Genomic DNA, 24,281 nt, shown 5'->3' with positions numbered 1-24,281 from the left:
GATCAGTACTGCACTTTCTTTTCAACATAGCGGAACTGGATCACGGTCAGCACGACAACGATCAGCATCAGGATCACGGACTGGGCGGCCGAGCCACCGAGGTCCAGGGCCTTGAAGCCATCTTGGTACACCTTGTAGACCAGGATCGAGGTCGACTGGCCGGGGCCGCCTTGCGTGGCCGCGTCGATGATGCCGAAGGTGTCGAAGAACGCGTACACGATGTTGATCACCAGCAGGAAGAAGGTGGTGGGCGACAGCAGGGGCAGCTGGATGTTCCAGAAACGGCGCCAGGGGCCGGCACCGTCAATCGAGGCAGCCTCGATCAGCGCCTTGGGGATCGACTGCAGGCCGGCCAGGAAGAACAGGAAGTTGTACGAGATCTGCTTCCACACCGACGTGATGACGATCAGGGCCATGGCCTGGTTCTCGTTCATCAGGTGGTTCCACTCGTAGCCGAGTTTGCCCAGGTAGTGGGTGATCACGCCGATGGAGGGCGAGAACATGAAGACCCACAGCACGCCGGCGATCACGGGCGCCACGGCGTAGGGCACGATCAGCAGGGTCTTGTAGACCATGGCGAAGCGGATGATGCGGTCGGCAAAGATCGCCAGACCCAGTGACACGGCGATCCCGACCCCTGCCACCAGCACCGAGAACACGGCGGTGCGCTGGAAGGAATTCAGGTAGGTGGGGTCATCCAGCAGGTTGCGGAAGTTGTCCAATCCGACCCATTCGGTCGACATGCCGAACGCATCTTCCATCTGGAAAGACTGGAGCACGGCTTGGCCGGCTGGCCAGAAGAAGAAGATGCCGATGATGAGCAGCTGGGGCATGATCAGCGCCCAGGGCAGCCATCGGGAGCGGAAAAGTACGCGTTTTTCCATGATGGATCACAAAATAAAAAACCGCCGGAGCTGCATCAGCCGCGGAGGAGAGTGAGGGTCATCGAGGCGTGTCGCGTTGGAATCGCGTCAAAACGAACCAAGGCGAAACACTATGTGTATCGAATGAGCGCGTATTGTGCCTAGCTGTCAGCCGCTGCGCCAGAGACGCAGCGGCTGTTCCGTTGAAGTCAGAAGGGTATTAGCCCTTCTGTGGTCGCGGGTTACTTGCCGCCGTTGGCGCGCTCGAAGCGGGCCAGCAGTTCGTCACCACGCTTGACGATGTTGTCCAGCGCTTGCTTGCCGGATTGCTTGCCGGACCACACTTGTTCGAGTTCTTCGTCCTCGATGGTGCGGATCTGCACGTAGTTGCCCAGGCGGATGCCGCGCGAGTTGTCGGTCACCTTGCGGATCATCTGGTTCACGGCCACGTCGGTGCCGGGGTTCTTCTGGTAGAAGCCCGAAGCTTCGGTCATCTTGAAGGACTCCATGGTCACAGGCAGGTAGCCGGTGCGCTGGTGCGAAGCGGCCTGGATTTCAGGCTTGGACAGGAATTCGAAGAACTTGGCCACGCCCTTGTACTCGGGGGCCTTCTTGCCTGCCATCACCCACAGGGACGCACCACCGATCACGGTGTTCTGGGGTGCGCCCTTCACATCGGGGTAATAGGGCAGAGGGGCCAGGCCGTAGGCGAACTTGGCGTTCTTGGACACGTCGCCGTAGAAGCCGGACGAGGTCTGGATCATGGCGCACTCGCCAGCCGTGAACGAAGCCTGGGCGGTGGACGCACGGCCCTTGTAGACGAACTCGCCATTCTTGGCGGCTTCACCCAGGTTCTCGATGTGCTTGACGTGCAGGGGCGAGTTGATCTTCAGGCGGGCCTTGTAGCCTTCCTTGCCCAGGCCGTTCTGGTGGGTGGCGAACTCCACGTTGTGCCAGGTGGAGAAGGACTCCAGCTGGGTCCAGCCTTGCCAGGCCAGGGTCATGGGGCAGCTGTGGCCGGATTCCTTCAGCTTCTTGGCTGCGGCGAACACTTCGGGCCAGGTCTTGGGGGCCACGTCGGCGTTCAGGCCAGCCTTCTTGAAGGCGTCCTTGTTGTAGTAGAAGATGGTGGTCGAGCTGTTGAACGGGAAGCTCAGCATCTGGCCGTTGGGGGCGGTGTAGTAACCGGCCACGGCGGGGATGTAGGCCGAGGGGTCGAACTTGGCGCCGGCATCGGCCATGATCTTGCCCACGGGCACGGTGGCGCCCTTGGAGGCCATCATGGTGGCGGTGCCCACTTCAAACACTTGCAGGATGTGGGGCGCATTGCCGGAGCGGAAGGCCGCGATGGCGGCGGTCATGGATTCGTCATACACGCCCTTGAACGTGGGGACCACCTTGTATTCGCTCTGGCTTTCGTTGAACTGCTTGGCCAGATCGTTGACCCACTCGTTGTTCACGGCGGTCATCGAGTGCCACCACTGGATTTCAGTGGCTGCATTGGCTGCGCCCATGGCGGTGGCCGCGACGACGGCGGTCAGGGCGAAACGCTTGTATTGCATGGAAAACTCCTCAACGTGTAGAAATGTGTGCTGCCCATCCTAAGAATGAAGATGGCACTTTTATGACAGTCATCCGGCCGGTGTAGGGCCAAATGACAGCCGCACGGTCCTTTGTACTCCACTTGCGTGGCAAACGCCGGTGGGTGGCCCGTGGCTGTGGCCGCATTCTAGAAGCCGGGCCTGCGCTGGTGAATGCGGGTATGCGCGAATTCTTTTCTTTTTTGATTATTTATTTTCGCAATTGTGGGATTTGCGTAGTGGTTCAAATCTGACGTGCCGCGGCGGTGGCGGCTGGGTCAGCGCGCCGAGAGGTCTCTGACACAGCCTCGGGGGTGGTGCCTAGGGGTGGCATAAAATTGGCCCCCCCATGACTCAGGGGCGCCGCTTGAGCGCCCGATCCGGTCCACGTCCATGAATGCACCGATTGCGCAGGCAATGCTGGAAACCAAGGTTGCCGAACCCGCCCGTCTCCGAGAGATTCCCTACAACTACACCTCGTTCTCCGACAAGGAAATTGTGATCCGCTTGTTGGGCACTTCGGCCTGGAGTGTGCTCAACCAGCTGCGTGAAGAGCGCCAGACCGGCCGCTCTGCCCGCATGCTGTACGAGGTGCTGGGCGACATGTGGGTGGTGCAGCGCAACCCCTACCTGCAGGACGACCTGCTGGACAACCCCGGGCGCCGCAAGCTCTTGGTCGATGCCTTGCAACACCGCATGGCCGAGGTCCACAAGCGCCGCATGCCACAGGATGACCCGCAACGCGATCATCTGGTGGGCGAGCTGATCAAGTCCGCCAACCGCGCCGTGGTTGAGTTTGACCGCATGTTCGTCGAGGCGGCCGAGTTGCGCCACCGCGTGCGCAAGACCCTGGGCAAGCTCACGCACAAGGACAACATCAAGTTTGACGGCCTGTCGCGCGTCAGCCATGTGACCGACGCCACCGACTGGCGTGTCGAATACCCCTTCGTGGTGCTGACCCCGGACACGGAAGTCGAGATGGCCGGTCTCGTCAAGGGCTGTATCGAGCTGGGTCTGACCATCATTCCGCGGGGCGGCGGTACCGGCTACACCGGTGGCGCGATTCCGTTGACCTGGCGCTCGGTGGTCATCAACACCGAAAAGCTGCAGGCCATCACCGAGGTGGAGTCGGTGGCACTGCCTGGCGTGGACCACCCCGTGCCCACGGTGTGGACGGAAGCCGGCGTGGTGACCCAGCGCGTGGCCGATGCGGCCGAGCGCGCGGGCTTTGTGTTCGCGGTGGACCCGACCTCGATCGAGGCGTCCTGCATCGGCGGCAACATCGCCATGAACGCCGGTGGCAAGAAGGCCGTGCTGTGGGGCACGGCACTGGACAACCTGGCCTCCTGGCGCATGGTCACCCCCGATGCCGAATGGCTGGAGGTGGTGCGCATTGGCCACAACCTGGGCAAGATCCACGATGCCGAGATGGCCAGCTTCGAGCTACGCTACTTCGCGGCCGACGGCAAGACGCCGCTGCGCACCGAGCGCCTGGACATTCCCGGTCAGAAGTTCCGCAAGGAAGGCCTGGGCAAGGACGTCACGGACAAGTTCCTCTCCGGCCTGCCCGGGGTGCAGAAGGAAGGCACGGACGGCCTGATCACCAGCGCGCGCTGGATCGTGCACCGCATGCCCGAGCACACCCGCACCGTGTGCATGGAGTTCTTTGGCAACGCCAAGGATGCCGTGCCCTCGATCGTCGAGATCAAGGACTACATGTTCGAGGAGCAAAAACGCTCGGGCGTGCTGCTGGCCGGCCTGGAGCACCTGGACGACCGCTACCTGAAGGCCGTGGGCTATGCCACCAAGTCCAAGAAGGGCAACGGCGGCCTGCCCAAGATGGTGCTGATCGGCGACATCGTCGGTGACGACGCCGACGAAGTGGCGCGCGTGACCTCGGAAGTGGTGCGCATCGCCAATTCGCGCAACGGCGAAGGCTTTGTGGCCATCAGCGCCGAGGCGCGCAAGAAATTCTGGTTGGACCGCAAGCGTACGGCCGCCATCAGCCGCCACACCAACGCCTTCAAGATCAACGAGGACGTGGTGATCCCGCTGCCCCGCATGGCGGAGTACACGGACGGCATCGAGCGCATCAACATCGAGCTGAGCCTGCGCAACAAGCTCAAGTTCTGCGATGCCTTGCTGGCCTTCTTTGAAAAGGGCAATCTCCCGCTGGGCAAGCAGGACGATGCGGGTGAAATTCCCTCGGCCGAACTGCTGGAAGACCGGGTGCAACAGGCCATCGCGCTGGTGCAGGACGTGCGCGCCCTGTGGGCGGGCTGGCTGGCCGACGTGGCCACCCTGTTTCCGCAACTGCAGGACCACAGCCTGCGCGCCAGTTGGAAGACGCAGATCAAGGCGCCCCTGGCGCAGATCTTCAATGGCGACGCCTTCAAGCCCATCCTGGCCGAGACCGTCAAGATCCACCAGCAGGTCCTCAAGGGCCGTGTCTGGGTGGCACTGCACATGCACGCCGGTGACGGCAATGTGCACACCAACATCCCCGTCAATTCCGACGACTACGAGATGCTGCAGACCGCGCACGAAGCCGTGGCGCGCATCATGCAGCTGGCGCGCAGCCTGGACGGCGTGATCTCCGGCGAGCACGGCATCGGCATCACCAAGCTCGAATTTTTGAGCGATGAGGAGCTGCAGCCGTTCGCCGACTACAAGAAGCGCATCGATCCCCATGGCCGCTTCAACCGCGGCAAGCTGATCCGCGAAAAGAACGGTCTGGTGCCGGCCGAGTCGCCGCGCGACGCGCTGATGTACGCTGACCTGACTAACGCCTACACGCCCTCGTTCGGCCTGATGGGCCACGAGTCGCTGATCATGCAGCAAAGCGACATCGGCGCCATCGCTGATTCGGTCAAGGACTGCCTGCGCTGCGGCAAGTGCAAGCCCGTGTGCAACACGCACGTGCCCGGCGCCAACATGCTGTACAGCCCGCGCAACAAGATTCTGGCCACTTCGCTGCTGGTCGAGGCCTTCTTGTACGAGGAGCAGACGCGCCGCGGCGTGTCCATCAAGCACTGGCAGGAGTTTGAGGACGTGGCCGACCACTGCACGGTCTGCCACAAGTGCTTCACGCCCTGCCCGGTCAAGATCGACTTCGGCGATGTGACCATGAACATGCGCAACCTGCTGCGCAAGATGGGTAAGAAGAGCTTCAATCCCGGCAACAAGATGGCCATGGCCATGCTGAATGCCACCAACCCCGACACCATCAACCTGTTGCGCAAGGGCATGGTGGGCGTGGGCTTCAAGGCGCAGCGCCTGGCGTCCGACCTGCTGCACGCCGTGGCCAAGCCGCAGATGAAGCACCCACCGGCCTCGGTGGGCAAGCCACCGCTCAAGGAGCAGGTGATCCACTTCGTCAACAAGAAGCTGCCAGGCGGTCTGCCGACCAAGACGGCACGCGCGCTGCTGGACATCGAGAACAAGGACTACGTCCCCATCATCCGCGACCCCCAGGCGACGACGGCCGACACCGAGGCGGTGTTCTACTTCCCCGGCTGCGGTTCGGAGCGCCTGTACAGCCAGGTGGGCCTGGCCACCCAGGCCATGCTGTGGCATGCCGGCGTGCAGACGGTGCTGCCACCGGGCTATCTGTGCTGCGGCTATCCGCAACGCGGCTCGGGCCAGTACGACGTGGCGGACAAGATGATCACGGACAACCGCGTGCTGTTCCACCGCGTGGCCAACACGCTGAACTACCTGGACATCAAGACCGTGGTGGTCAGCTGCGGCACCTGCTACGACCAGTTGCAGGGCTACGCCTTCGACAAGATCTTCCCGGGCTGCCGCATCATCGACATCCACGAGTACCTGCTGGAAAAGGGCATCACGCTGCCGGGCGCGGCGGAGGGGGCGCAGGGCGGCTACCTGTACCACGACCCCTGCCACAGCCCCATGAAGCAGCAGGATCCGATGAAGACCGTCAAGGCCCTGGTCGGCGATGGCGTGCTCAAGAGCGACCGCTGCTGCGGTGAATCCGGCACTCTGGGCGTGACGCGGCCTGACATCTCCACGCAGATCCGTTTCCGCAAGGAAACCGAGCTGCGCCAGGGTGAGGCTGAGCTGCGGGCCAACGGCTCCGTCGGTGCCAAGGACAACGTCAAGATCCTGACCAGCTGCCCCAGCTGCCTGCAAGGCCTGAGCCGCTACGGCAACGACCTGCAGAACGGTCTGCTGGAAGCCGACTACATCGTGGTCGAGATGGCCAAGCAGATCCTGGGCGAGAACTGGATGCCGGACTACGTGCAGCGCGCCAACGCCGGCGGCATCGAACGGGTGCTGCTGTGAGCGCGCCGTCCGCGGACTGCGTGCTGTGCCGCGAGGCGGGCGGCCTGCCCGTCTGGCAGGGCGCACAGCTGCGCGTCATCCGGGCGCAGGAGGAGGGCTTCCCGGCCTTCTACCGCGTGATCTGGACCGCGCATGCGGCCGAGCTGTCGGACCTGTCCGAGGTCGATCGCAACACCTGCATGGCCGTGGTGGCCGCGGTGGAGCGCGTGCTGCGCACCGAGCTGCAGCCCACCAAGATCAACCTGGCTGCCCTGGGCAACATGGTGCCGCACCTGCACTGGCATGTGATTGCGCGCCATGACTGGGACAGCCATTTCCCGGCGCCCGTCTGGGCAAACCCCTTGCGGGCGCGCGATTTGGCCCGCGAAGCACAATTGCAGGACGCACTCGCCGACTGCGATGCTGCCATCGCCCAGGCGCTGGCACGCTGGGCGTGATCACATTGATGTGAGCGGTTTGCGCTGACCATATCGCGACTTCAGCAGGTTTCAGGGCTGAAGTTGGCGTTTGGCAAGCGCAGGCAGCTATTGTTTTGATAGGTTGCATTCCATGGCAGACATGTCTCTTCCCCAATCGCTGACCGTGCACGCCGCCTCGCGCGTGCTGGAGGTCGGCTATTCCGACGGCCAGACCTTCCGCCTGCCCTTCGAGCTGCTGCGCGTGTATTCCCCCTCGGCCGAAGTGCAGGGCCATGGCCCGGGCCAGGAAGTGCTGCAGACCGGCAAGCGCGAAGTCGGCATCGACAACATCGAACAGGTGGGCAACTACGCCATCAAGCCGTTCTTCAGCGACGGCCATGAAAGCGGCCTGTTCACCTGGAACTACCTGTACGAGCTGGGCCAGAACCAGGACACCCTGTGGCGCGACTACCTGGCGCGCCTGGAGGCGGCCGGCGTGGACCGCGACACCCCCATGCCGCAGAAGTCCGGCGGCAGCTGCGGCACCGGCGGTGGTGCCAGCAGCGGTGGTGGCTGCGGCAGCGGCTCCTGCGGCTGCTGAAGCCCGGGGCGGCATGCCCCGCGCGCAACAAGTGCCGTCGCTGGGCTGGGATATTCCCTCGGTGGTGCTATATTTAAAGTAGCTGGAGACGACCGCTTGAAAAGCGTTTTCCCGGCACCAGATTTTGACTGCAGGCCTGCTATGCCCTGGGGGTGCACGGGGTTGTCGCTGTACCAGACGCAGCAGCCTGCTTACATTTCAAGCTTATGAGCAGCACACACTTTGGATTCCAGACGGTCGACGAAAAAGACAAGGCCAGTCGCGTGCGCGGCGTGTTCGACTCCGTGGCGTCCAAGTACGACGTCATGAACGACCTGATGTCCGGCGGACTGCACCGCGCCTGGAAGGCCTATACCGTGATGGTGGCCAACCTCAAAGAGGGCGACCAGGTGCTGGACATTGCCGGGGGCACGGGCGACTTGTCCATGGCGTTCTCCAAGAAGGTCGGCGCCAGTGGCACCGTGGTGCACACCGACATCAACGAAGCCATGCTGCGCGTTGGACGTGACCGCCTGACCGACAAAGGCATCTTCCTGCCCACGCTGGTGTGCGATGCGGAGAAGCTGCCCTTCCCCGACAACCATTTCAATCTGGTGAGTGTGGCCTTCGGCCTGCGCAACATGACGCACAAGGACGCCGCCCTCAAGGAAATGAACCGCGTGCTCAAGCCCGGCGGCAAGCTGCTAGTGCTCGAGTTTTCCAAGGTCGCCAAACCGCTGGAGAAGGTGTACGACTGGTACTCCTTCAACATCCTGCCCAAGATGGGCTCGATGGTGGCGGGCGACCCCGACAGCTACCGCTATCTGGCGGAATCCATCCGCATGCACCCGGGCCAGGAGGAGCTCAAGGCCCTGATGCAGCAGGCGGGCTTCGGGCACGTGGACTACCACAACATGTCGGCCGGCATCGTCGCGCTGCATGTCGGGATCAAATGCTGAACAGGGAGATGTCCCATGCATAACGTGTTTGCAGGTTTTGGTTAATCAACGGTTTATTCAAATTCAAGCGGAGATACAGCGATGAAGAAGGTGTGGGCAGTGACATTGGCGGCGGCATTGGTCGTCATGCATCCCCTGGCAGAAGCCAAGCGCATGGGCGGTGGCGGCTCGATCGGCAAGCAGTCCAGCAATGTGACGCAGCGCCAGGCGACGCCCCCAGCCACCCCACCGGCCAGCCCTGCGCAGCAGCCTGCGCAGAACACCGCCGCTGCCAAACCCGCAACGCCCCCCGCGGCGGCCCCCGCAGCCGCCGCCAAGAAGCCCTGGGGCGCCATGCTTGGCGGCCTGGCTGCTGGCCTGGGGCTGGCCTGGCTGGCCCACAGCCTGGGCTTTGGCGAAGCCTTCGCCAACATGCTGATGTTCGGCCTGCTGGCCCTGGCCGTGATGGTCGTGGTCGGCATGGTGATGCGCGCCCGCGCCAACAAGAAGGCGGCGCCCGCGATGGCGGCGGCCTCGCCCTTCGCCTTCCAGGGCGCCGGTGCCCCGGTGACGCCCGACAGCGTGGCCACACCGCCCCAGTACAAGCCCCAGAACGTGGGCAATGACGCCTCGGCCCGTCCCTGGGAGCAGATCCCCGGTGCCAGCGGCAGCATGATCGGCTCCGGCCTGGGCACCGCAGCCTCAACCTGGAGCGTGCCTGCCGACTTCGACACACAGGGTTTCCTGGAGGCGTCCAAGCGCAACTTCGTGACCCTGCAGGCGGCCTGGGACAAGGGTGACATCACCACCCTGCGCTCCATGATGACCGACGGCATGCTGGCCGAGATCAAGCACCAGCTGGAAGAGCGCGAAGCCCAGAGCGGTGGTGCCCTCAACCAGACCGACGTGGTCATGATCGATGCGCAGTTGCTGGGCATCGAGGACCTGGGCGATTCCTACATGGCCAGCGTGGAATTCTCCGGCCTGATCCGCGAAGAAGCCTCCGCCGGCCCCAACCCCTTCCGTGAAGTGTGGAACATGGCCAAGCCCAAGGACAACTCCAGCGGCTGGTTGGTAGCGGGTTTACAGGCCTTGGCCTAAAAAACTTGCGACTTCAGGAATAATCAGGGGACTATGGCAACACAGTCCCCTTTTTCTTTACTGAACGGCTTGGTGGAACGCGCGGTGCAGGCCGTGCAGCCGCCCAGCTGGCTCGTCCACGAAACCCAGCAGCGCATCGTGCTGTTTCTCAACCACGTGTTGATGCAGGAACGCGAGGCCATGGAGCGCCTGGTGCGGCAAAAGGGGCGCGTGGCCCGTGTGCAGTGGCGCAACTTCAACATGGCCCTGGTGGTGACCCCGGCCGGCCTGCTGAACCTGGCGGCCGAGGGCGCCCAGCCTGATCTGCAGCTGGAGATCACCGACAGCAACCCGCTGGCCCTGGCCCAGATGGCGCTGCGCGGTGACAAGCCAGCCTTGCGCATCCAGGGCGATGTGCAACTGGCGGCCGACATCAACTGGCTGGTTGACAACGTGCAGTGGGACGTCGAGGAAGACATGTCCCGCATCATCGGCGACGTGCCCGCGCACACCCTGGCCAATCTGGGGCGCAGCATTGCCGGGGCGGTGCGCCAGTTTGTCGGCGGTCGCATGGGCCAAGGCGCTGCCGCCAGCGGCGCGGACCGGTTGTCGCAATGAGCCGCTTTTTCCGAGGCTGCACCATCATCTGGGTGGTGCTGCGCTACGGCCTGGATGAGCTGGTGCTTTCCAGCTTCCAGCACCCGTGGCTGCACCGCCTGCGCCGCGTGCTCACCATCGGCCGCAAGCTGGATGCGCCGCGCGGCCAGCGCCTGCGCGAGGCGCTGGAGCAGTTGGGCCCCATCTTCGTGAAGTTCGGTCAGGTGCTGTCCACGCGCAGCGACCTGATGCCGCCCGATGTGGCCGAGGAGCTGGCCAAGCTGCAGGACCGGGTGCCGCCGTTTGATTCGCAGATCGCCGTCGACACCATCGAGCGCAATTTTCGCAAACCGCTGGACGAGATCTTTGTGCAGTTCGAGCGCACGCCGGTGGCCAGCGCCTCGATCGCCCAGGTGCACTTTGCCGTGACCCGCGACAAGCATGGCGTGGAGCGCGAGGTGGCGGTCAAGGTGCTGCGCCCGGGCATGAAGACGGTGATCGACAAGGACCTGGCCCTGATGCACATGATGGCCGGCTGGGTGGAAAAGCTCTCGGCCGATGGCAAGCGCCTGAAGCCGCGCCAGGTGGTCGCCGAGTTCGACAACTACCTGCACGACGAGCTGGACCTGGTGCGCGAGGCCTCCAACGCGGCACAGCTGCGCCGCAACATGGAGGGCCTGGACCTGGTGCTGATCCCCGAGGTGTTCTGGGACTATTGCCATGCCGAGGTGATGGTGATGGAGCGCATGCACGGCGTGCCCATCAGCCAGACCGAGCGCCTGCGCGAAGCCGGGGTGGACATTCCGCAGCTGGCGCGTGACGGCGTGACCCTGTTCTTCACCCAGGTGTTCCGCGACGGGTTCTTTCACGCCGACATGCACCCGGGCAACATCATGGTCAGCCTGGCACCGGCCACCTTCGGGCGCTACATCTCGCTGGACTTCGGCATCGTCGGCACGCTGACCGAGTTCGACAAGGAATACCTGGCGCAGAACTTCCTGGCCTTCTTCCGCCGCGACTACAAGCGCGTGGCCGCCCTGCACATCGAAAGTGGCTGGGTGCCGGCGAGCACGCGTGTGGAAGAGCTAGAAGCGGCCATCCGCGCCGTGTGCGAGCCGTACTTTGACCGTCCGCTGGCCGAGATTTCGCTGGGCATGGTGCTGATGCGCCTGTTCCAGACCTCGCGCCGCTTCCAGGTCGAGATCCAGCCGCAGCTGGTGCTGTTGCAAAAGACGCTGCTCAATATCGAAGGCCTGGGCCGCCAGCTGGACCCCAACCTGGACCTGTGGAGCACGGCCAAGCCCTTCCTGGAAAAGTGGATGCTGGAGCAGATGGGGCCGCAGCGCTTCTGGCGCGAGCTGCAGGCCGAGGCCCCGCGCTACGCCAAGCTGATTCCGGAGTTGCCGCGCCTGGTGCACGCCGCGCTGCAGCGCCAGCAGGCTGCGGACCCGGAACTGGTACAGGAGTTGCTTCGCGAGCAGCGGCGTACCAATCGTTTGCTGCAGGGGCTGGTGTACGGCGGGCTCGGGTTTGTACTAGGCATGCTGGTCATGCAAGTCCTTACGCGAATTCGGCTTTTCTGATCCGGCCTGCATGGGCGCCTGCTGCGTGAGCAGGTGCTCAGTTCAAGAAAAAAGGAGCGCTTAGCGCTTGTTCCGTTTGGATTTCGATGTCATTGGATATCGAAATCCAATCGAGGCAAGCGCCAGGCGCTCCTTTTTGTTTGTGGCCTGAAGCAGACAGCGCGCGATTTTTTCCGCGTGCGGACACAAGTGGTGTCCATAATCGCGCCTCAAATTTTTCCACAACCCTTTTCCTTTTCCCGGAGGGACCAGCCACCATGCTGATTACCTTTATCGCCGCGTACCTGTTGGTGTCGATCGGCATTGGCCTTTACGCAGCCCGCCGTGTGCACAACACGGCCGACTACGCCGTGGCTGGGCGCAACCTGCCGCTGTACATCGTGGTGGCGACCACGTTTGCGACCTGGTTCGGTTCGGAGCTGGTGCTGGGCGTGTCCGCGGTGTTCGTGGAAGAGGGCCTGGGAGGGGTGGTGGAGGACCCGTTTGGCGCGGGCATGTGCCTGATCCTGGTGGGCCTGTTCTTTGCCTACAAGCTGTACAAGAAGAACCTGATCACCATCGGTGACTACTACCGCCTGCGCTATGGCCGTGCCGTGGAGTTGCTGTGCTCCATCATCATCATCTTCAGCTACCTGGGCTGGGTGGCGGCGCAGGTGTCGGCGCTGGGTCTGGTGTTCCACCTGCTGACCGGTGGCGCCCTGTCGATCGTGGCGGGCATGGTGCTGGGCACCGTGATCGTGCTCATCTACACCCTGTTTGGCGGCATGTGGTCGGTGGCCATCACCGATCTGGTGCAGATGATCGTGATCTGCGTCGGCCTGCTGGCGATCGCCTGGTTTGCCGGCAACCTGGCCGGCGGCGCCGACAAGGTGATCGACTATGCCGTGACGGAGGGCAAGCTGCAGTTCTTCCCGCAGGATGCGGACCTGAAGACCTGGCTGTTCTTCTTTGCCGCGGCCATCACCATGATGCTGGGCTCCATCCCCCAGCAGGACGTGTTCCAGCGCGTGATGTCGTCCAAGGACGAGAACGTGGCGCGCCTGGGTCCCATCATCGGTGGCAGCCTGTACATCGTGTTCGCCTTCATCCCGATGTTCGTGGTGACGGCGGCCGTGCTGGTCATGCCCGAAGAGACCAAGGCCCTGATCGCCGACGATCCCCAGAAGATTCTGCCCACCCTGGTGATGGGCCACATGCCCGTGGTGCTGCAGATCGCCTTCTTCGGCGCGCTGCTGTCGGCCATCATGTCCACCGCCTCGGCCACCATGCTGGCGCCCTCGACCTCCTTCGTAGAGAACGTGCTGCGCAACATCAAGCCCGGCATGACCGACGCGCAGACCCTCAAGGCCATGCGCGTGACCGTGGTGGTCTTTACGCTGTGTGTGCTGGTCTACGCCATCAGCATGCAGGACAGCTCCATCTATGAAATGGTCGCCGGGGCCTACCAGGTGCCGCTGGTCGGGGCCTTCGTGCCCCTGGTCTGCGGCCTGTACTGGAAGCGCGCGACCACCCAGGGCGCCCTGCTGGCCGTGGTGTCCGGTCTGGGCGTGTGGCTGACCTTCGTCTTCATGCCCGGTTGGGGCGAGGCCTTCCCGCAGCAGCTGGCCGGCCTGCTAGGTGCGTTCGCCGGCATGGTGTTCGGCTCGCTGGCGCCCCAGTACATCGCCAACGAACACGAAGACGTGGTGCACTACCAGGGTTCCGCGGAGTAAGCGACCGGTGCCCCGGGCACCCTCGCTGGCGATGCACAGGGCGCTCAGGCGCCCTGTGTCGCGTCTGGGCAAGCGGGGCGTGGGCCTCATCCCAAAACAGGCCCGCCTATAATCGAGGGTTTTGCGAATTTCGCTTGATTGTTGTCTCGCACACGGAAACAGAAGCTATGCCGATTTATGCGTACAAGTGTGGCGCCTGTGGCCACGCCAAGGATGTGCTCCAGAAGATGTCGGATGCACCGTTGACCGATTGCCCGGCCTGTGGTGCCGCGGCCTTCTCCAAGCAATTGACCGCACCCGGCTTCCAGCTCAAGGGCACGGGCTGGTATGCCACCGACTTCAAGGGTGGAACCAGCAGCGCCGCGGCAGCGCCGGCCGCAGCTTGCGACAATGGCGGCAGCGCCTGCGCCGCCGCCGGCTGCCCTGCCGCCACCGAAGCCTAAATCCCCCTTTTTGTCTATGTCTGCTTTGCGCAAATGGCTGTTCACCGGCTTGCTGGTCCTGGTGCCCGGTGTGATCACCGTCTGGGTGCTGAACTGGATCATCAGCACGCTGGACCAAACGCTGTACCTGCTGCCGCAAGCCTGGCAGCCCGACCACTTGCTGGGCATGCACATCCCTGGCTTCGGCGTGCTGCTGACGCTGGCCGTGCTACTGGTGATCGGTGCCATCGCCAGCAACTTCGTCGGCCGCAAGCTGGTGCAGTGGGGCGATGCGGTGATCACCCGCATCCCGGTGGTACGCTCCATCTATTCCAGCGTCAAGCAGGTGTCGGACACCGTGTTCTCGGACAGCGGCAACGCCTTCCGGACGGCGGTGCTGGTGCAATGGCCCCGCGAGGGGGTGTGGACCGTGGCCTTCATCACCGGCAATCCGGCGGGCGAGGTGGCCAGCTACCTGCGCGATGAATTCGTCAGCGTGTTCGTGCCGACCACGCCCAATCCGACCGGCGGCTACTTTGTGCTGATGCGCAAAAGTGACTGTGTGGAACTTGAAATGAGCGTGGACGCCGCGCTCAAGTACATCGTCTCCATGGGGGTGGTGGCTCCGCCACCGCTGCCCGTGCCCGACGAAGAACGATAAACAACCCTGAAAGCGCGTCCCCCAAGGGCGCAGGAAGATAGACCATGGCCATGCGCTCCGAATATTGCGGTCTTGTGACCGAAGCCCTGATGGGCCAAACCGTTACCCTGTGCGGCTGGGTGAATCGTCGCCGCGACCATGGTGGCGTGATCTTCATTGACCTGCGCGACCGCGAAGGCTATGTGCAGGTGGTGTGCGATCCGGACCGTCCCGAGATGTTCAAGGTGGCCGAGGACATCCGTAACGAGTTCTGCGTGCAGGTCAAGGGCATCGTGCGCGCACGCCCCGCCGGCACCACCAACGACAAGCTCAAGAGCGGCCAGATCGAAGTGCTGTGCCACGAGCTGAACGTGCTGAACGCCGCCGTGACCCCACCCTTCCAGGTGGATGACGACAACCTGTCGGAAAACGTGCGCCTGACCAACCGCGTGATGGACCTGCGCCGCCCCGTGATGCAGCGCAACCTGATGCTGCGCTACAAGACCTCCATCCAGGTGCGCAACTTCCTGGACAAGCTGGGCTTCATCGACATCGAGACCCCCATGCTGGGCAAGTCCACGCCTGAAGGCGCCCGCGACTACCTGGTGCCCTCGCGCGTGCACGACGGCCAGTTCTTCGCGCTGCCCCAGTCGCCCCAGCTGTACAAGCAGATGCTGATGGTCTCGGGCTTTGACCGCTACTACCAGATCACCAAGTGCTTCCGCGACGAAGACCTGCGCGCCGACCGCCAGCCTGAATTCACCCAGATCGACTGCGAAACCTCGTTCCTGAACGAAGAGGAAATCCGCGCCATCTTCCAGCAGATGATCACCGAAGTGTTCAAGACCCAGCTGGGCGTGGACCTGGGCGAATTCCCCATCATGACCTACCAGGACGCGGCTTTCCGTTTCGGTTCGGACAAGCCCGATCTGCGCGTCAAGCTGGAGTTCACCGAGCTGACCGACGTCATGGCCGATGTGGACTTCAAGGTCTTCTCCACCCCCGCCACCACCAAGGGTGGCCGTGTGGTGGCCCTGCGCGTGCCCGGTGGTGCGCAGATCTCGCGCGGCGAGATCGACCAGTACACCGACTTCGTGAAGATCTACGGTGCCAAGGGCCTGGCCTGGATCAAGGTCAACGAAGTGGCCAAGGGCCGCGACGGTCTGCAGTCGCCCATCGTCAAGAACCTGCACGATGCCGCCATCGCTGAAATCCTGAAGCGCACCGCGGCACAAGACGGTGACCTGATCTTCTTTGGTGCCGACAAGGGCAAGATCGTCAACGACGCCATCGGTGCACTGCGCCTGAAGATCGGCCACAGCGAATTCGGCAAGAAGAGCGGCCTGTTCGAAGACAAGTGGGCACCGCTGTGGGTGGTGGACTTCCCCATGTTCGAGCACGACGAGGAAGAAGACCGCTGGGTGGCCGTGCACCACCCCTTCACCTCGCCCAAGGACGGCCACGAAGAACTCATGGCCACCGATCCCGGCAAGTGCGTGGCCAAGGCCTACGACATGGTGCTCAACGGCTGGGAACTGGGCGGCGGCTCGGTGCGTATCCACCGCGCCGACGTGCAGGCCAAGGTCTTCGAAGCACTGAACATCACCCCCGAGCAGCAGCGTGCCAAGTTCGGCTACCTGCTGGACGCGCTGCAGTACGGCGCGCCCCCGCACGGTGGCCTGGCCTTCGGTCTGGACCGTCTGATCACGCTGATGACCGGCTCCGAGTCGATCCGCGACGTGATCGCCTTCCCCAAGACCCAGCGTGCGCAGGACCTGCTGACCCAGGCCCCTTCGCCCGTGGACGAAAAGCAGCTGCGCGAGCTGCACATCCGCCTGCGCAACCCCGACGCCGTCAAGGCATCGTGATTCGAGGGCTCTGAAATTCATAGCTGTTGGCGCCGGATGGACAAGCGCTGAAGCCTTGAAACGCTCCAAAAGCCTTTGCGGTGACGCAAAGGCTTTTTTGCATCCAGGGCCCGGCTTCCGGTGCGAAGATGCCGCCATGGTGTGCCCGCCCTACAAAATCCCACGCTCCGTGCTGGTCGTGATCTACACGCCGGATCTGCAGGTCCTGCTGCTGCGCCGCGCGCTGGGCGACGGCCTGGGGGCGGCCTTCTGGCAGTCCGTCACCGGCAGCCTGGATGCCGAGGGCGAGCCTTGGGCGGCCGCGGCCGTGCGCGAGGTGCAGGAAGAGACCGGCATCGACGCCACGGCCCCGGGCTGCCGTCTGCACGATTGGGAACTGGAGAACACCTACCCGATCTATCCCCAGTGGCTGCACCGCTACGCCCCGGGCGTGTGCATGAACACCGAGCGCGTGTTCGGGCTGGAGGTGGCGTCCTACACCCACGTCACCTTGAATCCCCGGGAGCACACCGCATTTGCTTGGCATGCTTGGCGTGAAGCGGCAGACCGCTGTTACGCCCCGTCGAATGCCGAAGCCATCCTCCATCTGCCTGCTTTTGTCGCTGCATGACGTTTGAGTTACCGACCCTGTCGCCGCTGTCACCGTCCACGCCGTCGGGCATCCTGCTGCCGCCGGAGCCGCGCATCCTGCGCGTGGCCACCTACAACATCCACAAGGGGGTGCAGGGCCTGGGGCCCACGCGCCGGCTGGAGATCCACAACCTGGGCCTGGCCGTGGAGCAGCTGGATGCCGACATCGTCTGCCTGCAGGAAGTGCGCAAGATGAACCGCCGCGAGGCCCAGTACTTCGAACGCTGGCCCGCCGTGGGCCAGGCCGAGTACCTGGCCCCCGAGGGCTATGAGGCGGTTTACCGCACCAACGCCGTGACCAAGGATGGCGAGCATGGCAATGCCCTGCTGTCGCGCTGGCCGGTGCGCGATGTCAAGCACCTGGACGTGTCCGACCACCGCTTCGAGCAGCGTGGCCTGCTGCATGCCGAGGTGGAGTTCCACGGCCGCGCCGTGCACACCGTGGTGGTGCACCTGGGGCTGATTGCCGGCAGCCGGGTGCGCCAGATCCAGCAGTTGCACCAGTTCATCGAGCGCGAGGTGCCGCCCGGCGCCCCGGTGGTGGTGGCCGGCGACTTCAACGACTGGGGCAACCACATCAAGCGCATGCTGGCGGGCTTCGGCCTGCACGAATACGAGGGCGACCGCAGCAGCTTCACCTACCCCTCACGCCTGCCGCTGGCGCAGCTGGACCATGTCTACGTGCGTGGGCTGGAACCCCTGAGTCTGGTGGTGCCGCAGGGCCGCATCTGGTGGCGCATGTCCGACCATTTGCCCCTGATTGCCGAGTTCAAACTCTGAGTCCGCCGCTAATTCCATGGCGCCTGTCGGCCCGCTGATTCACTGTTACCATCCCGCCCATGTTTACAGATTTGCTTGCCGCATCCGATAAAAAGCCTGCCGGTGGAGACCCGCAGGGCACGCCCATTTCTGTCAGGATTCGTGAGCGGGTGCAGGCAGCAGGGCGCAGTTTCAACGCCAACGACAACATCGCCGACTTCATTGAGCCCGGCGAAATGGATTTGCTGCTCGACGAGGTCGAGGCCAAGATGCAGGGCGTGCTGGACAGCATGGTCATCGACACTGCCAACGACCACAACAGCCAGGCCACCGCCCGCCGTGTGGCCAAGATGTACCTCAAGGAGGTGTTCGCCGGCCGCTACCATCAGCCGCCCAAAATCACCGAGTTTCCGAACGGCAAGAGCCTGAATGAGCTGATGATCGTCGGCCCCATCACGGTGCGCAGCGCCTGCAGCCACCACCTGTGCCCCGTCATGGGCAAGGTGTGGATCGGTGTGATGCCCAACAAGCACACCAATGTGATCGGCCTGTCCAAGTACGCGCGCCTGGTCGACTGGGTGCTGGGCCGCCCCCAGATCCAGGAGGAAGGCATCATCCAGCTGGCCGACCTGATCATGGAAAAAACCCGACCTGATGGCCTGGCTGTGGTCATGGAGTGCTCGCATTTCTGCATGTCCTGGCGCGGTGTGCGCGAAAAGGACAGCAAGATGCTGAACTCGGTCATGCGCGGCGCCTTCCTCAAGGACCCCACACTGCGGCGTGAGTTTCTGGCCCTGATCCCCGGGCGCCAGTAAGCGCGGTTTCCCCCCTTCATTCCGGCTGCGTACCCCGCAGCCTTTTTCTTTCCTGCGCACCGTGGGCACTGCGCCGCTGGCGCTGCCCCGGGGTCCTATGTCACTGCAAGCCTTCGCCCTGATTCTGTTGGCCGGCCTGATCCATGCCGGCTGGAACATTGCTGCCAAGAAAGCTGGCGGTGATGCGCGCTTCGCCTTCTTCAGCTCGCTGCTGCTGGTGGTGGTCTGGGCGCCCCTGGCCTGGTGGGTGGGCCACGATGTGGTGCCGCACTGGGGCTGGCAGGCCTGGGCCCTGGTGGCCGTCAGCGGGGTGCTGCACCTGGCGTATTACGTGATTTTGCTGCGCGGCTACCGCCAGGCCGACCTGACCGTGGTCTATCCGCTTGCGCGCGGCAGCGGCCCGCTGATCAGCTCGCTGTTTGCCATCGTGGTGCTGGGTGAGGAGATCTCGCAGCTGGGCCTGCTGGGCGTGGCCGGCGTGGTGCTGGGCGTGTTCCTGATCGCCGGGGGGCCGGGCCTGCTGCGCGCGCGCCAGGACCCGGTGGCCCGCCTGCGGCTGCACCAGGGTCTGCTGTACGGCCTGCTGACCGGGGTGTTCATTGCGGCCTATACCGTGGTCGATGGCTATGGCGTCAAGGTGTTGCTGCTGTCCCCCATCCTGATCGACTACCTGGGCAGCTGCCTGCGCGTGCTGCTGCTGTCGCCCGTGGTGCTGCGCAACCTGCCCGAAGCCCGTGTGCTGTGGACGGTGCAGTGGCGCTGGGCGCTGCTGGTGGCCGTGGTCAGCCCGGTGGCCTATGTGCTGGTGCTGTTTGCCATGCAAAGTGCGCCCATCTCGCACGTGGCGCCGGCGCGCGAGGTGTCCATGCTGTTCGCAGCCCTGATTGGTGGCCACCTGCTGCGGGAGGGCGACCGCCTGGTGCGCATGGGTGGGGCGGTGCTGATCGCCCTGGGGGTGACGGCGCTGGGCCTGGGGTAAAGTGGCCCGCATGCTGCGATATGTTGTGAGTTGCAGCGGCGCGCTGCTGCTGTGGATGGGCCTGGAGGGCGCGCGTGCCGCGCCGGCGCCCTGGTACTGGTGGACCAGCAAGGTCGACGGCCAGCGCGTGTGCGCGCAGTTCATGCCGCGCCAGGGCTGGACGCAGGCGGAGGGGCCCTTCAACAACCCCCAGTGCCGTCCGCAGCGCCAGGTGCCACCGCGCTGACGCCGGTTGTGGCGCACCCGCGGCGCCTGCACAATGCCATTTTTTGCGAAGCGCCACACGGCGCCTGACACATGCCTGCTTGGGAAACATTGGTGGCTTTCTATGGTGCAGCCTTGCTGCTGTCGCTCAGCCCGGGACCGGACAACCTGTTTGTGCTGGTGCAGTCGGTACAGCGCGGCTGGCGCGTGGGCCTGTGCGTGGTGCTGGGCCTGTGCCTGGGCGTTCTGGGCCACACGCTGGCGGTGGCGCTGGGCCTGGCGGCGGTGCTGGCCGCGTCGCCCCTGGCCTTCACACTGTTGAAATGGTGCGGCGCCGCCTACCTGGCGTACCTGGCCTGGGGGGCCTTGCGGGCCCCGGCGCAGCGGTCCGCACTGCCGCAGGCGCAGACGGCGCGTGCCGACCGCCTGGATGCGGCCCAGGCCTGGCGCCTGGTCGGGCGCGGGGTGGTGATGAACCTGACCAACCCCAAGGTGCTGATCTTCTTCCTGGCCTTTTTGCCGCAGTTTGCCGATCCGGCGCGCGGCAGCGTGGCCCTGCAGTTGCTGGTGCTGGGCGGGGTGTTTGTGCTGGCGGCGTTTCCGGTGTTCGCCGCCGTTGCGTGTTTTTCCGGCGTCTTCGGCCAGGTGCTGATGGGCTCGGCCCGCGCGCAGTGGTGGCTGAACCGCCTGACCGGCGTGGTCTTTCTGGGCCTGGCCGTGCGCCTGGCGACGGTGGACAAATAAAAGCGGAGCGCTTTGCGCGCATAAACAAAGGGCTTCAGAGTGTTTTTGCTCTGAAGCCCTTGTTCCATCAGCGCCAGGCGCTATGGTCGCTGGTGATCAGGATTTCTCCGACCAGTACATCACCGACAGGTCGTTGACGAAGATCGGCATGTCCTTCCACAGCCCACGCAGGTGCTTGTTGGCAATCGTCACCCACTGCGGCTGGTACAGGAAGCCATGCACCGCGTCGTTGGCCAGCAGGCGCTGGGCCTCGCCCAGCAGGCGCGCGCGGTCCGTGGGCTTGGGCGTGTGCTTGATCTTGTCGAACAGGTCGCGGAAGGCCTGCGAGTCGTAGGCCCAGTAGTAGTCGGGCTTGGCGAAGTTGCCCAGGTCGAAGGGCTCGACGTGGCTGATCATGGTTAGGTCGTACTGCTTGTTGCCGTAGGTGCCGGACAGCCACTGCGCCCATTCCACGTTCTGCAGCTTGACCTCGATGCCCACCTTGGCCAGCTGGGCGGCAATGATTTCACCGCCCTGGCGCGCGTACGGTGCGGGGGGCAGCGTCATGTTCAGCTTCAGCGGCAGCTTCACGCCGGCCTCGGCCAGCAGGGCCTTGGCCTTGTCGAGGTTGTGCGGGTTGATGCCGGTGGTGTCCACATAGCCAAAGGCGCCGGGCACGTAGTGGCTGCCAATCGGCACGCCATAGCCCTCGGCGGCACCTTCGATGATGGCCTTGCGGTCCAGGGCTGCGGCAATCGCCTTGCGCACGCGCACATCGTTGAGCGGCTTGCGGCCGTTGTTGATGGCCAGGATGGTCTTGGCACGCGAGCCGCTGACCAGGACCTGGAAGCGCCCATCCTTCTCGAACTGGGGCACGCTGCGCGGCGTGGCGCGCGGGAAGGCGTCCACATCGCCGGCCAGCAGGGCGGCGACCTGGGCGGCCGCATCGGGGATGAAGCGGAAGGTGGCGCGGTGGATACGGATCTTGGCCGCATCGCGGTACTGCGGCCAGGCCACCAGGGTGATGGAGGCGCCCTTTTGCCACATGCCCAGGCGGTAGGGCCCGGTGCCCACGGGCTTGGTGGCGTTGGTGGGGGCGCTCTTGGGCTCGACGATGATGGAGGTGCCCTGGCCCAGCACGAACAGGAAGTCGGGGTCGATGTCCTCGGTGACCAGCTCGACCGTGTGCGGGTCGATCACCCGCACCTGCAGATTGGCGAAGCTGCGCTTGTCCTTGTTGGTGCTCTTTTCGCCGCCGGCGCGCTCGAACGAGAACTTCACGGCCAGCGCGTCGAAGACTTCGCCGTTGTGGAAGCGCACGCCCTTGCGCAGGCGGAAGGTGTAGGTCTTGAGGTCGGGCGAGACCTCCCAGCTTTCGGCCAGCAGGGGCGAGACGCTGCCGTCGGGGTTGATCTTGGTGAGGGTCTCGTAGATGTTGTACTGCGTGATCTCGGCGATCGACGAGGAGGCGCTGGCCGTGGGGTCGAGCACCGGCGGCTCCAGCGTCAGCGCCAGCGTCACCGTGTCTTTCTTGGCCTGCGCCCAGCTGCCCAGGGGCATGAGCGTGGTCAGACTGGCAAGCGCGCCAGAGGCAAGCAAACTGCGGCGGTGGATCATGGTGGCGGGTCTCCGGGGGGCTTCTGGGTATCGGGTCAACAAGCTGGCGTGCCGGGGTGGCCCGGCCAAGCAATGCGCGTTTTTACACCAAGTTGGACGGGGCTTTGGCCCGCAACTGGCGCAGGGCCCGCGCGCGGCCCGGGGCAATCTGGGGCACGGCGTTCACCAGGGTCTGGGTGTAGGGGTGGCGCGCCTGCGTGAACAACTGGTGGGGCGTGCCGCGCTCGACCACCTGGCCTTGCTGCATCACCAGCACTTCATCGCACAGGTGGTTGACCACGGCCAGGTCGTGGCTGATGAGCAGGTAGGTCATGCCAAAGCGCTGCTGCAGGTCCAGCAGCAGGTTCAGCACCTGGGCCTGGATGGAGACGTCCAGCGCGCTGAGCGGCTCGTCGGCGACGATGAGCTTGGGGCGCGTGATCAGCGCGCGGGCAATCGCAATCCGCTGGCGCTGTCCGCCCGAGAATTCATGCGGGTACTTGTCCAGGTCGTGCGGGTGCAGGCCCACCTGGGCCAGCACCTCGGCGGCCCGCTCGCGCTGCTCCAGGCGGCTGGTGCCGGCCTGGGCGCTCAGGGGTTCGGCCACGATCCGCGCCACGGTCATGCGCGGGTCCAGCGAGCCGTAGGGGTCCTGGAACACCATCTGGAAGTCACGCCGCAGTGCGCGCAGGGCCGGGCGTGGCAGGCGCTGCAGGTCCTGGCCTTCAAACAGCACCTGGCCGCTGCTGGGGGTGTCCAGTGCCATGGCCAGGCGCGCCAGCGTGGATTTGCCACAGCCGGACTCGCCGACGATGCCGACATTGCGTCCGCTGTACACCGTCACATCCACGCCGTGCAGGGCCTGCACCAGGGGGGCAGGCTGCCACAGCTGGCGCCGCGGCAGGCGGTAGGTCTTGCTGACGCCCTGCAGCTGCAGCAGTGGCGGGCGCAGGTTGTCGGGGGTCATTGCCAGGCCTCCGTGTTGCCGGGGCGCATGGCTTCCGGGCGCAGGCAGCGCACCTGGTGCACGCCCAGGCTGCTGTATTCGGCCTCCTGCGGCTGGAAGCTGGGAATGCCCACCCGCTGCGGGCGCTCCTCGAAGCAGCGGGCTTCGGTGAACGGGCAGCGGCCGGCAAAGGTGCAGCCGCGCGGCAGATCGGGCAGGGCGGGCACGTTGCCGGCGATGGTGAACAGCGCATACGGCTGGCCACTGGGCTGGCGCGCGGCATCCAGGCGCGGGCGGGCCGCCATCAGCCCGCGGGTGTAGGGGTGGGCCATGTGGCGGAAGATGGCCGCCGTGGGCCCGCTTTCGACGATCTGCCCGCCGTACATGACCAGCATGTCGTCCACGTTCTGCGAGATCACGCCCAGGTCGTGCGAAATCAGGATCAGCGCCATGTCGCGCTCGGCCACCAGGTCGTTGATCAGATCCAGGATCTGCTGCTGCACCGTCACGTCCAGGGCCGTGGTGGGTTCGTCGGCGATCAGCAGGTCCGGCTGGCAGGCCAGGGCCATGGCGATCGTGATGCGCTGGCGCTGACCGCCGGAGAACTGGTGCGGGTAGTCGTGCGCGCGCACCGAGGGCTCGGGGATGCCCACGCGCTCCAGCAGGCCGGTGGCGGCCTTCAGGGCTTCGCGCGGCGCCAGGCCCAGGTGGCGCACCATGGGTTCCGCCACCTGGCGGCCGATGGTGTGCACCGGGTTGAGGGCGGTCATGGGTTCCTGGAACACCATGGCCATGCGGTTGCCGCGCAGCACCTGCCACTGGCGCTCGGTGCTGCCCAGCAGTTCCTGGCCTTCCCACTGCAGGCTACCGGTCACGCTGGCTTGCTGGGGCTGCAGGCCCATCAGCGTCATCGCGGTCAGCGATTTACCGCTGCCGGACTCCCCGATCAGGCCCAGGGCGCCGCCGCGTTCCAGCTTGAATGAGAGGTGGCGCAGTGCCTGCACGCTGCGGCCGGAGCTGCGCAGAAAGAGGTTGAGGCCGGTGACTTCAAGCAAGGGCATGG

General features: G+C 64.8%; 22 protein-coding genes. 17 read left to right on the top strand and 5 right to left on the bottom strand.

Annotated elements, in window-relative coordinates:
• Positions 1-2 precede the first annotated feature (2 nt).
• Both ugpA and ugpB read right to left on the bottom strand, forming a co-directional pair.
• Positions 3-884, bottom strand: a complete 882-nt coding sequence (ugpA, locus tag FYM52_RS04915) for a sn-glycerol-3-phosphate ABC transporter permease UgpA (RefSeq protein ID WP_042416954.1) — start codon at positions 882-884, stop codon at positions 3-5.
• A gap of 221 nt (positions 885-1,105) precedes the next feature.
• Positions 1,106-2,425 carry a sn-glycerol-3-phosphate ABC transporter substrate-binding protein UgpB gene (gene ugpB / locus FYM52_RS04910; RefSeq protein WP_154163290.1) on the bottom strand — a complete coding sequence of 440 codons (1,320 nt, stop codon included), beginning with the start codon at positions 2,423-2,425 and terminating at the stop codon, positions 1,106-1,108.
• Between the two features lie 411 nt (positions 2,426-2,836).
• Here ugpB and FYM52_RS04905 point away from each other — a divergent pair, with 411 nt between their 5' ends.
• The 17 genes from FYM52_RS04905 to FYM52_RS04825 all read left to right on the top strand — a co-directional run bounded on the left by FYM52_RS04905 (position 2,837) and on the right by FYM52_RS04825 (position 20,697).
• On the top strand, positions 2,837-6,748 hold the full coding sequence (locus tag FYM52_RS04905) for a DUF3683 domain-containing protein (protein ID WP_154163289.1): 3,912 nt from the start codon (positions 2,837-2,839) through the stop codon (positions 6,746-6,748).
• Positions 6,745-7,185 carry an HIT family protein gene (locus tag FYM52_RS04900; protein ID WP_042416945.1) on the top strand — a complete coding sequence of 147 codons (441 nt, stop codon included), beginning with the start codon at positions 6,745-6,747 and terminating at the stop codon, positions 7,183-7,185. The genes FYM52_RS04905 and FYM52_RS04900 overlap by 4 nt, the downstream gene beginning before the upstream one ends.
• A 112-nt stretch (positions 7,186-7,297) precedes the next feature.
• Positions 7,298-7,747 (top strand): gamma-butyrobetaine hydroxylase-like domain-containing protein, encoded by a 450-nt coding sequence (locus tag FYM52_RS04895; protein ID WP_154163287.1) that lies wholly within the window; start codon positions 7,298-7,300, stop codon positions 7,745-7,747.
• A 206-nt stretch (positions 7,748-7,953) separates the two neighbouring features.
• Positions 7,954-8,685 carry a bifunctional demethylmenaquinone methyltransferase/2-methoxy-6-polyprenyl-1,4-benzoquinol methylase UbiE gene (gene ubiE / locus FYM52_RS04890; RefSeq protein ID WP_042416939.1) on the top strand — a complete coding sequence of 244 codons (732 nt, stop codon included), beginning with the start codon at positions 7,954-7,956 and terminating at the stop codon, positions 8,683-8,685.
• Between the two features lie 81 nt (positions 8,686-8,766).
• A complete protein-coding gene (locus FYM52_RS04885) occupies positions 8,767-9,765 on the top strand; it encodes a Tim44 domain-containing protein (RefSeq protein WP_043380018.1) in 999 nt (332 codons plus the stop codon).
• A gap of 33 nt (positions 9,766-9,798) precedes the next feature.
• Positions 9,799-10,362 (top strand): SCP2 domain-containing protein, encoded by a 564-nt coding sequence (locus tag FYM52_RS04880; protein WP_042416934.1) that lies wholly within the window; start codon positions 9,799-9,801, stop codon positions 10,360-10,362.
• Positions 10,359-11,924 (top strand): ubiquinone biosynthesis regulatory protein kinase UbiB, encoded by a 1,566-nt coding sequence (gene ubiB / locus FYM52_RS04875; protein WP_154163286.1) that lies wholly within the window; start codon positions 10,359-10,361, stop codon positions 11,922-11,924. Before FYM52_RS04880 ends, ubiB begins: the two co-directional genes overlap by 4 nt.
• A 257-nt stretch (positions 11,925-12,181) precedes the next feature.
• Positions 12,182-13,636, top strand: coding sequence for a sodium:solute symporter family protein (locus FYM52_RS04870; protein WP_042416928.1), 1,455 nt, complete (start codon positions 12,182-12,184; stop codon positions 13,634-13,636).
• A 167-nt stretch (positions 13,637-13,803) separates the two neighbouring features.
• On the top strand, positions 13,804-14,079 hold the full coding sequence (locus FYM52_RS04865; RefSeq protein WP_043380045.1) for an FmdB family zinc ribbon protein: 276 nt from the start codon (positions 13,804-13,806) through the stop codon (positions 14,077-14,079).
• Between the two features lie 16 nt (positions 14,080-14,095).
• Complete coding sequence (locus FYM52_RS04860) at positions 14,096-14,719, top strand: DUF502 domain-containing protein (protein WP_042416923.1); 624 nt, start codon at positions 14,096-14,098, stop codon at positions 14,717-14,719.
• A gap of 44 nt (positions 14,720-14,763) precedes the next feature.
• Positions 14,764-16,566: an aspartate--tRNA ligase gene (gene aspS / locus FYM52_RS04855; protein WP_042416919.1), complete on the top strand. Its 1,803-nt coding sequence runs from the start codon at positions 14,764-14,766 to the stop codon at positions 16,564-16,566.
• Positions 16,567-16,702: 136 nt separating this feature from the next.
• Entirely contained in the window at positions 16,703-17,176 is a 474-nt protein-coding gene (nudB, locus tag FYM52_RS04850; RefSeq protein ID WP_154163285.1) for a dihydroneopterin triphosphate diphosphatase, read from the top strand.
• Positions 17,173-17,976: an endonuclease/exonuclease/phosphatase family protein gene (locus FYM52_RS04845; protein WP_051519360.1), complete on the top strand. Its 804-nt coding sequence runs from the start codon at positions 17,173-17,175 to the stop codon at positions 17,974-17,976. The genes nudB and FYM52_RS04845 overlap by 4 nt, the downstream gene beginning before the upstream one ends.
• A gap of 59 nt (positions 17,977-18,035) precedes the next feature.
• A complete protein-coding gene (gene folE / locus FYM52_RS04840) occupies positions 18,036-18,770 on the top strand; it encodes a GTP cyclohydrolase I (protein ID WP_043380060.1) in 735 nt (244 codons plus the stop codon).
• Positions 18,771-18,867: 97 nt separating this feature from the next.
• A complete protein-coding gene (locus tag FYM52_RS04835) occupies positions 18,868-19,749 on the top strand; it encodes an EamA family transporter (protein WP_154163284.1) in 882 nt (293 codons plus the stop codon).
• Positions 19,750-19,759: 10 nt separating this feature from the next.
• Entirely contained in the window at positions 19,760-19,975 is a 216-nt protein-coding gene (locus FYM52_RS04830) for a hypothetical protein (RefSeq protein WP_042417021.1), read from the top strand.
• Between the two features lie 71 nt (positions 19,976-20,046).
• Positions 20,047-20,697 (top strand): LysE family translocator, encoded by a 651-nt coding sequence (locus FYM52_RS04825; protein WP_043380069.1) that lies wholly within the window; start codon positions 20,047-20,049, stop codon positions 20,695-20,697.
• A gap of 96 nt (positions 20,698-20,793) precedes the next feature.
• Here the strand turns inward: FYM52_RS04825 and FYM52_RS04820 are convergent, their stop codons facing one another.
• From FYM52_RS04820 to FYM52_RS04810, 3 genes are all read right to left on the bottom strand, one after another.
• Complete coding sequence (locus FYM52_RS04820) at positions 20,794-22,293, bottom strand: ABC transporter substrate-binding protein (RefSeq protein ID WP_154163283.1); 1,500 nt, start codon at positions 22,291-22,293, stop codon at positions 20,794-20,796.
• An 82-nt stretch (positions 22,294-22,375) separates the two neighbouring features.
• On the bottom strand, positions 22,376-23,239 hold the full coding sequence (locus FYM52_RS04815; protein ID WP_154163282.1) for an ATP-binding cassette domain-containing protein: 864 nt from the start codon (positions 23,237-23,239) through the stop codon (positions 22,376-22,378).
• The gene (locus FYM52_RS04810) at positions 23,236-24,279 is read right to left on the bottom strand and encodes an ABC transporter ATP-binding protein (RefSeq protein ID WP_154163281.1); all 1,044 of its coding nucleotides are present in this window, start codon (positions 24,277-24,279) and stop codon (positions 23,236-23,238) included. Before FYM52_RS04810 ends, FYM52_RS04815 begins: the two co-directional genes overlap by 4 nt.
• Positions 24,280-24,281: the final 2 nt, after the last annotated feature.

Source organism: Comamonas sp. CAH-2 (genome assembly GCF_009668305.1).
GTDB classification, from domain to species: domain Bacteria; phylum Pseudomonadota; class Gammaproteobacteria; order Burkholderiales; family Burkholderiaceae_C; genus Comamonas; species Comamonas aquatica.
The sequence above is the reverse complement of the archived record's forward strand: the minus strand, read 5'-3'. Positions and strand labels throughout refer to the sequence as shown.

Bases quoted from the DNA above. Each gene is read 5' to 3' on its own strand.
- folE (WP_043380060.1), top strand. From the start codon at position 18,036: ATGTTTACAGATTTGCTTGCCGCATCCGATAAAAAGCCTGCCGGTGGA.
- ubiE (WP_042416939.1), top strand. From the start codon at position 7,954: ATGAGCAGCACACACTTTGGATTCCAGACGGTCGACGAAAAAGACAAG.
- FYM52_RS04830 (WP_042417021.1), top strand. From the start codon at position 19,760: ATGCTGCGATATGTTGTGAGTTGCAGCGGCGCGCTGCTGCTGTGGATG.
- FYM52_RS04835 (WP_154163284.1), top strand. From the start codon at position 18,868: ATGTCACTGCAAGCCTTCGCCCTGATTCTGTTGGCCGGCCTGATCCAT.
- ubiB (WP_154163286.1), top strand. From the start codon at position 10,359: ATGAGCCGCTTTTTCCGAGGCTGCACCATCATCTGGGTGGTGCTGCGC.
- FYM52_RS04820 (WP_154163283.1), bottom strand. From the start codon at position 22,293: ATGATCCACCGCCGCAGTTTGCTTGCCTCTGGCGCGCTTGCCAGTCTG.
- FYM52_RS04865 (WP_043380045.1), top strand. From the start codon at position 13,804: ATGCCGATTTATGCGTACAAGTGTGGCGCCTGTGGCCACGCCAAGGAT.
- FYM52_RS04870 (WP_042416928.1), top strand. From the start codon at position 12,182: ATGCTGATTACCTTTATCGCCGCGTACCTGTTGGTGTCGATCGGCATT.
- FYM52_RS04905 (WP_154163289.1), top strand. From the start codon at position 2,837: ATGAATGCACCGATTGCGCAGGCAATGCTGGAAACCAAGGTTGCCGAA.
- FYM52_RS04810 (WP_154163281.1), bottom strand. From the start codon at position 24,279: ATGCCCTTGCTTGAAGTCACCGGCCTCAACCTCTTTCTGCGCAGCTCC.
- FYM52_RS04880 (WP_042416934.1), top strand. From the start codon at position 9,799: ATGGCAACACAGTCCCCTTTTTCTTTACTGAACGGCTTGGTGGAACGC.
- nudB (WP_154163285.1), top strand. From the start codon at position 16,703: ATGGTGTGCCCGCCCTACAAAATCCCACGCTCCGTGCTGGTCGTGATC.
- ugpA (WP_042416954.1), bottom strand. From the start codon at position 884: ATGGAAAAACGCGTACTTTTCCGCTCCCGATGGCTGCCCTGGGCGCTG.
- FYM52_RS04815 (WP_154163282.1), bottom strand. From the start codon at position 23,239: ATGACCCCCGACAACCTGCGCCCGCCACTGCTGCAGCTGCAGGGCGTC.
- ugpB (WP_154163290.1), bottom strand. From the start codon at position 2,425: ATGCAATACAAGCGTTTCGCCCTGACCGCCGTCGTCGCGGCCACCGCC.
- FYM52_RS04895 (WP_154163287.1), top strand. From the start codon at position 7,298: ATGGCAGACATGTCTCTTCCCCAATCGCTGACCGTGCACGCCGCCTCG.
- FYM52_RS04845 (WP_051519360.1), top strand. From the start codon at position 17,173: ATGACGTTTGAGTTACCGACCCTGTCGCCGCTGTCACCGTCCACGCCG.
- FYM52_RS04860 (WP_042416923.1), top strand. From the start codon at position 14,096: ATGTCTGCTTTGCGCAAATGGCTGTTCACCGGCTTGCTGGTCCTGGTG.
- FYM52_RS04825 (WP_043380069.1), top strand. From the start codon at position 20,047: ATGCCTGCTTGGGAAACATTGGTGGCTTTCTATGGTGCAGCCTTGCTG.
- aspS (WP_042416919.1), top strand. From the start codon at position 14,764: ATGGCCATGCGCTCCGAATATTGCGGTCTTGTGACCGAAGCCCTGATG.
- FYM52_RS04885 (WP_043380018.1), top strand. From the start codon at position 8,767: ATGAAGAAGGTGTGGGCAGTGACATTGGCGGCGGCATTGGTCGTCATG.